Origin of the sequence: Bacillus sp. SRB_331, from assembly GCF_003264175.1 — a bacterium.
Taxonomy (GTDB): Bacteria; Bacillota; Bacilli; order Bacillales; family Bacillaceae_G; genus Bacillus_A; species Bacillus_A mycoides.
The window spans coordinates 1-10,557 of record NZ_NADV01000061.1; the positions used below are offsets into that span (position 1 = coordinate 1).

At 33.9% G+C, this 10,557-nt stretch carries 6 protein-coding genes and 4 pseudogenes; all 10 read left to right on the forward strand.

Annotation, left to right across the window (positions count from 1 at the left end):
- Positions 1-349: 349 nt before the first annotated feature.
- A pseudogene (locus B5P42_RS29330) lies at positions 350-1,498 on the forward strand (S-layer protein); the annotation flags it as partial.
- Between the two features lie 16 nt (positions 1,499-1,514).
- Entirely contained in the window at positions 1,515-1,868 is a 354-nt protein-coding gene (locus B5P42_RS29340; protein WP_113735891.1) for a hypothetical protein, read from the forward strand.
- A 63-nt stretch (positions 1,869-1,931) separates the two neighbouring features.
- On the forward strand, positions 1,932-2,345 hold the full coding sequence (locus B5P42_RS29345; RefSeq protein WP_098786418.1) for a CDI toxin immunity protein: 414 nt from the start codon (positions 1,932-1,934) through the stop codon (positions 2,343-2,345).
- Between the two features lie 146 nt (positions 2,346-2,491).
- A pseudogene (locus B5P42_RS29350) lies at positions 2,492-3,013 on the forward strand (colicin E3/pyocin S6 family cytotoxin); the annotation flags it as partial.
- A 16-nt stretch (positions 3,014-3,029) separates the two neighbouring features.
- On the forward strand, positions 3,030-3,575 hold the full coding sequence (locus B5P42_RS29355) for a hypothetical protein (protein ID WP_113735893.1): 546 nt from the start codon (positions 3,030-3,032) through the stop codon (positions 3,573-3,575).
- A 582-nt stretch (positions 3,576-4,157) separates the two neighbouring features.
- Positions 4,158-5,552 (forward strand): M60 family metallopeptidase, encoded by a 1,395-nt coding sequence (locus B5P42_RS29360; RefSeq protein ID WP_113735894.1) that lies wholly within the window; start codon positions 4,158-4,160, stop codon positions 5,550-5,552.
- A 430-nt stretch (positions 5,553-5,982) separates the two neighbouring features.
- Positions 5,983-6,189, forward strand: a pseudogene (locus tag B5P42_RS29365) (IS4 family transposase); the annotation flags it as partial.
- Between the two features lie 216 nt (positions 6,190-6,405).
- Positions 6,406-8,949 (forward strand): annotated as a pseudogene (locus tag B5P42_RS29370) (collagenase); the annotation flags it as partial.
- Positions 8,935-9,534, forward strand: a complete 600-nt coding sequence (locus B5P42_RS33195; RefSeq protein ID WP_309251511.1) for a PKD domain-containing protein — start codon at positions 8,935-8,937, stop codon at positions 9,532-9,534. The pseudogene B5P42_RS29370 and the gene B5P42_RS33195, both read left to right, overlap by 15 nt.
- A gap of 127 nt (positions 9,535-9,661) precedes the next feature.
- A complete protein-coding gene (locus tag B5P42_RS29375) occupies positions 9,662-10,369 on the forward strand; it encodes an IS6 family transposase (protein WP_113735896.1) in 708 nt (235 codons plus the stop codon).
- The last annotated feature ends 188 nt before the right edge of the window (positions 10,370-10,557 follow it).

The window sequence follows — 10,557 nt, forward strand, 5'->3', positions numbered from 1 at the left end:
TGAAAACTTGCTCTTAAAGTATTCTAACGAATTATTTTTTTATAAATAAGTTTAATCAATTTACAGGTATTTCTTGTTTACAATACCTGTAAATTGATTAAACTCTAGATAAACCAAGTAGTGACTTTATTTTATATTCATAACTGGTAATATTACATAATCAATCCTGTAGCATTCAAACCTAAACATCTTCTTTAATAGTAGGAAAACCTTATGGTCTTATATCCATATTCCCATTTATGAGTGCATTCTGTTAATATGTATCCTACTTTTCCTATTAAAAAGCCTAATTTCTCAATTTATTGTAGAGAAATTAGGCTTTTTTCATCACTCCATTAAAGCGCCCTATAGTTTAACGGTCACTCAAAGAAACGAGCTATTTAAACTGCTTGGCAATACGAGAGAAGATGCTCTAGCGTATGGAAAAGAGTGGATGGAATTTAGTGCTGATGTATATGTATCGATCCTGCAATCTTATGAATCCCTTTTTGAACTCTATGCTGGTTACTATCAAGCATTAGATGTGGTTGCGGGGAAAACTGTTGAATTTATAGATGTTGTTGCCAAAGCAACAGCTGAAATTGAGGAGAATCATCGTAAATTAGCTGCGGGGTTATCTGGTGTAGTTAAAGACTTAGGACCAGTTGTAAATAGTTCGATTCGCCTAAAGCATTCTGTAGATGAAGCGAAACCTCAATTGGAGGAACTTGTGCAAGTAACAAGAAAAAACGCTCCAATCATTGCGAAAGATTTACAAGCATTGGATGCGAAAGTCCCAGGATTCTTCACAGATTTCAATATGGGAATAGATCTTGCAAATACATTCATGGACTCCGCTAATAAAATAGCAAGTCATAAGATTGATATTCCTGCTGGAAGTATTGGCAATATTGATTTAACTAATGCTTTCCGTGATTTTGGTGTTACACCAGAAAAAATGAGAGAGCTTGAAAAAGCCGACCGGGATACAACTAATTTTATGAATGCTTCATTAGATGTTTGGCCAATTATTAATGTGCCAAAAGAAATTATTCAATTGGCACAAGGCCATGAAATGGGTAAAACAGAAGAATACAAACTATCTGATTACGCGATTGGTGTCGCATCAGTACTAACTGGTGGAACTGTAAAAACAGTAAAAACTATCGGCAAGGTAGTTGGCACTGTTGGGGATATTGAAAAAAAAGCAAAAAATCTTGAGAAGGCTGTGAAGTCTACTGGAAAAACTATTGGTAAAATTAACGCACACAATATCCCAAATATGGCTAAAAAAGAAATCTTAGAAAAACTTCCAGAAGGATGGAAATACACAGAGAATAATGGGTTTGTTCATGTTCGAGATGGTAATGGTACAATAAGGATGAGAATAGATCCACCGGATAAAGTAACAAAATATGATCATGTACATTTATATGATGAGAATAAAAATCCATTAGATTTAAACGGAAATATAGTAGATGCTAAAAGTCCAGATGCTCATATTCCATATAAAATGTAAGAATTGAGGTGGAAAAATGAAAGTACAGAGAATACAAGAAAAAATTGATAAGTTATATTACTGGGATGCTTGGGTTACTAAATTAGCATGTGATTATTTTGGTGATGAAGTGATTTTAATTTTTAAAGATGGGGATGATGATGTCACCCTTCAATTTAGTGGTTGCTATAAAATAGATTTTAAACATAGTATGGGATATGTAAAAGAAAAATCAATAAAAACTTTTACACATGAACAGTTACCATATTTTCTTCATGATATTGAAATTGGTGAAATAGAAAAAGAAGGTTTAAAATTATATACCTGTAAAATAATTATGCCTCCTATGGACTTAGAAATATGGTGTAAGGATATAAAAATCGAAAGATAGGTATCTATAATAAAAAACATATAAATAATTAATTTCTACGTTTTTTATTAAGTAGGTGATAAAATGGCAACATTGTTGGAAGAATGTATTGAAGCATTAGGAGTAAATATTGAAATTTTAGAAGGAACAGAAGGAAGAAAAATAATAAGAAGTTTTGAAAACAAATTTCCTATCACATTTTGGGGAAGAATCGATTGGGATAATATTCAAAATTATGGTGATTTATATAATGAGGATGAAATAAAAGTATATTTACAGAATTGTTTTGGAACAGATTCTCATTTGGTATATCTTATTTGGGATGAAGCAACATTGCCAGTCATCAAAACAGAATTACCTCAAGTTTTGGAAGTAATATATGATGTTACAGCTGTTAGTTTTGATACATGGATATATTCACCAGATATGGGATATGTCATTGAATATCATCATGATGGTGACATACGTATAGGAAATGTAAAAGATATTATTAAGTAAAAAGTATTTTTATTAACAAACGTAGGAATCATTGATTCCTACGTTTGTTTAGTATTAAGTAAAAGTTTATTATCTGAAAGTATTGGAAGATAAAGTGATAGTTACTATGGTTGGGGGTTGCTGAAGATACATGTAATTACATCAGGATTGGGACAGGAAAAGAAATTGGACAGCTTATCAAATTTGAAGATGTAACAACAGGTAGGAAATATGGACCAGAAGATTATGGATGGGGTACACTATCCGTTGTATCCGGTGATACTACACGTGTAATTGGTAAAGTTGTAGGGAAAATTGGTGACCTTGAAAAGAAAGGAAAGGCACTAGAAGCGGCGGCTAAAAATGTCTCTAATGGTCGTTTTGATGTTGTGGCATTTGATCAAAAGATAGCTAAGATGAATGTGAATGAAAAAATTGCTCTAATAAAATCAACGTCCATGGATATCGCAAAACACAATGGTTGGAAAAAAGAGCCTAAACTAACTAGAATAAATAATCGAGATGTATATTTTGACTCTAAAACAAAGAATTATTATGCTTTAGATACACAACACGGTAGATTTGAAGTAGTTAATAGTAAAGGGAAACATCAAGGAGAGGTAGATTTCAATTTGAATCAAACGAAACCTGCAGATAAATCTGGAGGGCATGATTTAATAATGAGTTAAAAGAAGGGATTTAGTCATGAATGAATTAGTAAAAAGAGCAATACAACAATTTTATGTAAATGAAGATAAAGATGCATATTTGTTAAAATGTGAAAGCAAAATTGAATTACCAATAGAATTACAATCATTCACAAACAACAGTAATATTCTTACTACATCTGTTAAAAATAATGTGATTTGGCCAGCAGAAAAATATATATTTGATTTTAAACCATATAAAAAAGATAATTTAAAAGTTGACTACAGCAGTACTTTATTAATTTCAAAGTTGGCGCCCGTGTTTTACTTTCAACATGAATTTTCAGTTGACTGTCCTGATGATACGTCACTCCTGTCCACTTTAGATGGAGATAACACACAGGCCTATACGATTCAACAATTGGAATTCGAACAACAAGTCATTCAATCTTTAACATCGAAAAATTATACAGAACTATCCTATGCAGAAGTAAATGAGGTTGTTATGGATCTCAAATTCCCAGAGGGTGTAACTTTCTTTGGCCCTAAGGTGACTGTAGAATATGCTCTTTTTCATGATGTTTTAGATATTTGTCCAGATTAATGAAATTTTAAATAGTAAAAAGTCGTAGGTAATGGTTCCTACGACTTTTATTATTGAATTTTTTTCCAGAATGACCCCTCATACCCAGAATCGTTTCCGTACCCCTACTCACTTCGCGTTCCTTGAGGAAGGAGTCTTCTTGGCTAAAATGATAAATAAAATATGCAATTTTGCATATTTGCGTATTAGATAATGGTATGTAGAATGCTATGTTATTATTTTACAAACATTTTTAAGTTAATCATTTAAAATGTTTAATTTATATAAATCCATTTTAATTTTTTAACATATAAGCCGCTGCTATGCAGAACAAAACATGATCTGCACTTGTTTTCTCCTTTTGATGTGGTGGGAAAAGTCATGACCGTTTCTATACTCGGTCAGATACTCCCCTTCAAAATTATATATAGGTATAATTTTTACGTGTATGAAATAAGAGAGGGGGATAAGTAAATTTAAGAAGTAGTCATAGTAAGAGAAATATTCATTGTATTAATGACATGAGCAGATATAATGAGCTAATGAGGAAATCGGCGTTTCGTATGAACGTTAGAATGGATTTGAATGAAGGGACTGACTTATATGAATAGAAGAAAGAATTGTAAATTAAAAAAATCAATGAAAGTATTTATGGGATCTGCTGTTATGACAACGACATTATTTACGTCTATGACTGTAAATGGTTTGAACATTCATGCTGAAACTACGCAAACTCAGGCGCAATATGAAGAGAGGACGTTTGAACTTCCAAGTACAGGACATTATATGGGTGAAGCAGAAAGAGAAAGAAGAAGTCAGCAACGAAACTATGTGCCAACAGGAATCTATGTGAAACCGAATGAACAAGTCACAATTGAAGTGTCAGGACTATCAGGATTAGACAAGCTTGGAGCAACTATTGGGACAAATGAATATGATAAAGAAGGTGGAAAAACATTTCGTCTTTCTCCTGGTTCTAACACCATTTCTTCTCCAAACGGTGGTTTATTAGGGTTTGATAACTCTGAAGCGAAAGGAACGGTTAAGGTAAAAGTAACACAAGGCGGGAGCACTATTCCATTCTTTGAATTAGGAAAACATACGAAGGCAGACTGGATTGCCATGATGGACAAGTATCCAGATGCGCATGCTGTTCAATTAAAGTCAAAGAAAGCTGTACTTACTGTTACTAGTGATAGTGCCAAGAAATATATTGTGGATCAAGATCCTGTTCCACTATTAAAAAAGTATGATGAAATGATTCTAGCGCAAGATAAAATATCGGGACTATCTGAAACAAGTTCTAATCCGTTACATCGTCCGACCCGCCGCCTTTGGGCTTTTGTAGAAAACCCTAACAAATCAGATTGGGGCATGTATGCAAGTTTGGATGGAGCCGTATTTACTACAGCTGGTAATGCAATCGAAAGCGCTTTAAATGTAAATGAATTTGGATGGGGACAACTGCATGAAGCAGGACACACAAGGCAACAATATCCTTGGACGTGGGCTTCGAATGGAATGACCGAAGTCACTGTTAATATATATTCCTTAGCTGCACAAAAACAATTATTCCCGAATCAACCAACGCGTTTAGAAAAAGAGGGGGATTACGATAGAGCCTTTAAATACTTAAAACAAACAGATAAAGAGTATAAAAATATTGATGACTTGTTTGTGAAACTTGTTATGTTTTGGCAACTTTATTTAGCATATGGGGAAGATTTTTATCCGAACCTTCACAAACTATATCGAGAGTTACCAAAAGATAAACTTCCAGAAACTGATGAAGATGAAATACAAGCATTTATTTACAATACATCGAAAGTAGCGAAACAAAATTTACTTCCATTCTTTGATCAATGGGGACTGAAAGCATCACAAGAAACAAGAAAAAAAGTAGAAGCTTTGAGATATCCAACATTAACTTCCCCTATATGGGAAGCGACGGATGCGAAACCGGTTAAACCAGTAGCTGCGTATGATTCAAGAAAATAATGAAAGCAAGTGTGTGATTTAGCTAGTAATGCAATCGATGACAATCCAAATACAATTTGGCATAGCTAATAGAGCACATCATATAATTCCTTATAAACAAGGGGGATTACGTAAGTACATAGAGAAATATGGTATAGATGGGAATTTAGCCAGCATTTTTCTAAATCATTGACAGTTATACATGATACGCGTGTGCAGATTAGAAGATCTGTGAATCAGTGATACCTATATATCTTTTTTAGAAAAAGGTATTATGATAATTTTATTCTGTTATTCAATAATGATTATTTAGAAAAGGGGCTACTTCAGGTTAAACTGTACTCTGTAGAGTAGCCTCCATTGCTATCAAGCTAACAAAACAAATTTCCCCTAAAATGAAAAAATACGCTACCCTTTCTATAGCATCATAGGAAAGGATGGCGTATTTGATATGAACTTATCTATTATTGATGAACTAGAATTGTTTTCTAAAGAGTTGCAACGATATATGTCACCTGATGCTTTAGAGCAATTAGCTAAAAATGTAGGATTTGTTAAACAAAAAAATACATACCGCGCACAAGATTTAGTGGCCCTATGTATTTGGTTAAGTCAAAACATAGCTCATACTTCATTGACGCAATTATGTAGTCTATTATGTATACGTAATTTAGGATACTTCGACTTAAAAGACTTACATACTAGGGGTACCACCCCACATCCACCAACTTCTTAAGTTGATGTACCTCCTTTAAATAATTCACGAAGTATTTAAAAACTATTAAAAAGTGATATGAAATCTTACATATTTGATTTAATTCATCTAAATAATATGTTATATTGTTTTAGTTATATATTAGTATGGAGGAAAATTATGAAAAAGAAAATGAATAAAATTATGCTTGGGGTTAGTACAATGGCATTGTCGTTAGGGGCATTGCAAGCTGAAGTATCAGCGGAAGAAAAAGTACCTTACAATGTAATGCAAATGAAACCAGCAGGGATAGAAAAGCCAAAAGATGCAATTTCTCATTCCTCAAAGGCTGATGAAACATTATCATTTGAAGAACGTTTAAAAGTAGGAGATTTTTCACAAAAGCCAGCTTCCACTATGAAAAGTGTGAAAGCGGGGCAGTCGCAGAAAAGCTATACTTTATATGAACTAAATAAAATGAGCGATGAGGAGTTAATTGATACGTTAGCAAATATTCGTACCGAACAAATTAAAGGTTTATTTCAGTTTAACGAAGAAACAAAGGGTTTCTATGGAAATAAAGAACGCATGCAAGTAATCATGAATGGATTAGAGAAACAAGGAAGTACGTTTACAAAAGATGATGCAAAAGGAATTGATACATTTACTGAAGTGCTACGCTCCGCTTTTTATGTCGGAGCGTATAATGAGGGATTAAGTTATTTAAAAGAGAGAAGCTTCAAAGATAAGTGTTTACCTGCATTGAAAGCAATTGCAAAGAATCCAAATTTTAAACTTGGCACAGCTGAGCAAGATTTGGTTGTAACTGCTTACGGGGATTTAATGAGGAATACTTCTAGTGACGTTGAAACGGTGCAGTATGCAGCAAAAATTTTAAAACAGTATAATAATAACCTTTCTACATATGAAAATGACCGTAAGAAAGGAAATGCTGTATACGCTTTAATGCAAGCCGTTGATGCCGATATAGAGACTGATTGGCGCCTTTCGGGTAAAGAGCCAAATGCAACAATGTGGTATGGGAAGATTGATAGTTTTATAAATGAAGTCAATAAAATGGCGCTTATACGTAATGTGACGGATAAAAATGGTTGGCTCATTAATAACGGTATTTACTATGCAGGACGTTTAGGGAAATTTCATAGTAATCCGAAGAAAGGGTTAGACGTTGTTACCAAAGCGATGCAGATGTATCCATATTTAGGAGAGCAATATTTTGGTGCAGCACAGCAGATTGCTACAAATTACGGCGGAGTAGATGCGAACGGAAAAACAGTAAATTTAGATCAAATTAAAGAAGAGGGTAAAGGGAAATATTTACCGAAAACGTATACATTTGATGATGGAGCAATTGTTTTTAAAACGGGAGATAAAGTGACAGAGGAAAAAATCCAAAGATTGTATTGGGCTGCGAAAGAAGTAAAAGCACAATATCACCGTGTAATCGGAAATGATAAAGCATTAGAACAAGGGAATGCAGATGATGTATTAACAATCGTAATTTATAACACGCCAGATGAATATAAATTTAACCAGCAATTGTACGGATATGAAACGGAGAATGGTGGTATTTATATTGAAAACGTCGGAACGTTCTTTACATATGAACGTACACCGCAGCAAAGTATTTATAGTTTGGAAGAATTGTTCCGGCATGAATTTACACACTATTTACAGGGAAGATATGAAGTGCCTGGATTATGGGGACAAGGAAAGTTACAGCAAGATGAACGTTTGACATGGTATGAAGAAGGAAATGCGGAATTTTTTGCGGGATCAACGCGTACGAATAATGTGGTACCGCGTAAGAGTATTATAAGAGGTTTATCAAACGAACCAGCAAAGCGCTATACAGCCGAACAAACATTATATGCAAAATACGGAACGTGGGATTTTTATAACTATTCCTTTGCATTGCAGTCTTATATGTATAATCACAAATTTGATACATTCGATAAAATACAAGATTTAATTCGTACAAATGATATACAAGGTTATGATGCATACCGAGAGGAGTTAAGCAAAGATGCACAATTGAATAAAGAATATCAAACATATATGCAGCAATTAATTGATAATCAAGAAAAATTTAATGTGCCTCAAGCATCAGATGATTATTTAGTAAGTCATGCACAGAAAGCGCTAGCTGAAGTGAAGCAGGAAATTGCAGATGTTGCGAATGTAAAAGATGCAAAGATTACAAAGCATAAGTCTCAACTCTTTAATACATTTACAGTTGAAGGTACGTACACAGGCAATGCAACGCAAGGTGAATCTGAAGACTGGAAAACGATGAGTAAACAAGTGAACGAAGCATTAGAGAAGCTGTCGCAAAAAGGATGGAGCGGTTATCAAACAGTAACAGCATACTTTGTAAATTATCGTGTAAATAATGAAAATCAGTTCCAATATGATATTGTTTTCCACGGCATTGCAACAGATGAAGGCGCAAATGAAGGAATGATTGTAAAGAGAAATGAGTCATATTACGGTGAAGCAAATAACGTAATTCAGTTTAAGAGCAATAGTTCAAAAGCTGAAGATCGAAAAATCGTTTCTTACCTTTGGGACTTTGGAGATGGGGAAACAAGCACAGAAGCAAATCCTACTCATGCATATGAAAAAGAAGGAACGTATACGGCAACCTTAACAATGAAAGATGATAAAGGAAAAGAAAGTAAAGAACGAATGACAGTTAATGTAGATCGAGCAAGAGAAACATATTACGGGGAGGAAAATAACGCAATTCAGTTTAAGAGCGATAGTTCAAAAGCTGAAGATCGAAAAATCGTTTCTTACCTTTGGGACTTTGGAGATGGAGAAACAAGCACAGAAGCAAATCCTACTCATGCATATGAAAAAGAAGGAACGTATACGGCAACCTTAACAATGAAAGATGATAAAGGAAAAGAAAGTAAAGAACAAATGATAGTTAATGTAGATCGAATAGGAGAAACTGAAAAAGAACCAAATAATAATCCAGAACAAGCAAATGTAATTCCGCTTAATACGCTTCTCAAAGGTTCATTTAAGGATGAAGATTATAAAGATACTTATACGTTTAATGTGTCATCGCCAAAAGAAATGAACATTTCTGTCATAAACGAATGTAAAATCAACATGATATGGGTGCTTTTTCATGAATCAGATATGAAAAGATACGTTGCAGGCGGAAACTCTAATGAAAATATACTGAAAGAAAAGTTTACTGCAAAACCAGGGAAGTATTATTTATATGTGTATACACCTAATCCTGTAATGGGGACATATGCTGTTAAAGTACAATAAATATAGAAATGGAGATATTTCCTCTTAGAAAAAAGGGTTCCGGTGCAAAAACTTCAAGGTACATGCAAGTAATCTCTAAATCTTGGACATACTGATACTATTACTCTAAAAAAGGTGTGTGATCAGTATGAAAAAGGAAAATTTGTTCAAATGGAAGCACTATCAGCCTGATATTATCTTATTAACGGTAAGATGGTACCTACGGTACAACCTAAGTTTTCGTGATTTGGTGGAAATGATGGAGGAACGAGGTTTGTCTATTGCTCACACCACCATTATGCGTTGGGTGCATCAATATGGACCTGAATTAGACGAAAAAGTACGACGTCATCTTAAGACAACAAATGATTCCTGGAGAGTCGATGAAACGTATGTGAAAGTAAAAGGTCAATGGATGTATTTATATCGCGCAGTCGATTCAGAAGGGAATACCATTGATTTTTATCTAAGTGAATCAAGAGATAAACAAGCAGTCAAGCGCTTTTTCAAGAAAGCCTTGGCCGCTTCTCATATTTGTAAACCTCGTGTGATAACAGTAGATAAGAACCCAGCCTACCCCGTAGCGATTCAAGAGTTAAAAGAAGAGAAACGTATGCCTGAAGGCATACAAATAAGACAAGTTAAATATCTCAATAACATAGTGGAACAGGATCACCGTTTCATTAAGAAACGTGTACGTTCTATGTTAGGATTCAAGTCTTATGAAACGGCCACTTCTATATTGAGTGGCGTTGAAGCCATGCATATGATGAAAAAAGGACAACTTCACCCACAGGTGAAGTCTGCTCAAAATGAAGTTGGATTCATACATAAATTGTTTGGAATTGCATCATAATCTGTTATTGAAAAGACCATGTAGGTTTTATTTCTCTATCAAATGTTTTTTTGCACCAGAACCGTATAAAGAATATTGATATGTGAGGGTTTTACTGCTCGCGAATAGCGAGATAAAATGAATGCAAGTATTTTTACATATGAATATATTGAAAAATTGATGAAATTGTCAGCTTTTTATTTTTGAAA

Excerpts from the sequence above, each read along its gene's own strand:
- B5P42_RS29340 (WP_113735891.1), top strand. The coding sequence starts at position 1,515 with ATGAAAGTACAGAGAATACAAGAAAAAATTGATAAGTTATATTACTGG.
- B5P42_RS29345 (WP_098786418.1), top strand. The coding sequence starts at position 1,932 with ATGGCAACATTGTTGGAAGAATGTATTGAAGCATTAGGAGTAAATATT.
- B5P42_RS29355 (WP_113735893.1), top strand. The coding sequence starts at position 3,030 with ATGAATGAATTAGTAAAAAGAGCAATACAACAATTTTATGTAAATGAA.
- B5P42_RS29360 (WP_113735894.1), top strand. The coding sequence starts at position 4,158 with ATGAATAGAAGAAAGAATTGTAAATTAAAAAAATCAATGAAAGTATTT.
- B5P42_RS33195 (WP_309251511.1), top strand. The coding sequence starts at position 8,935 with ATGACAGTTAATGTAGATCGAGCAAGAGAAACATATTACGGGGAGGAA.
- B5P42_RS29375 (WP_113735896.1), top strand. The coding sequence starts at position 9,662 with ATGAAAAAGGAAAATTTGTTCAAATGGAAGCACTATCAGCCTGATATT.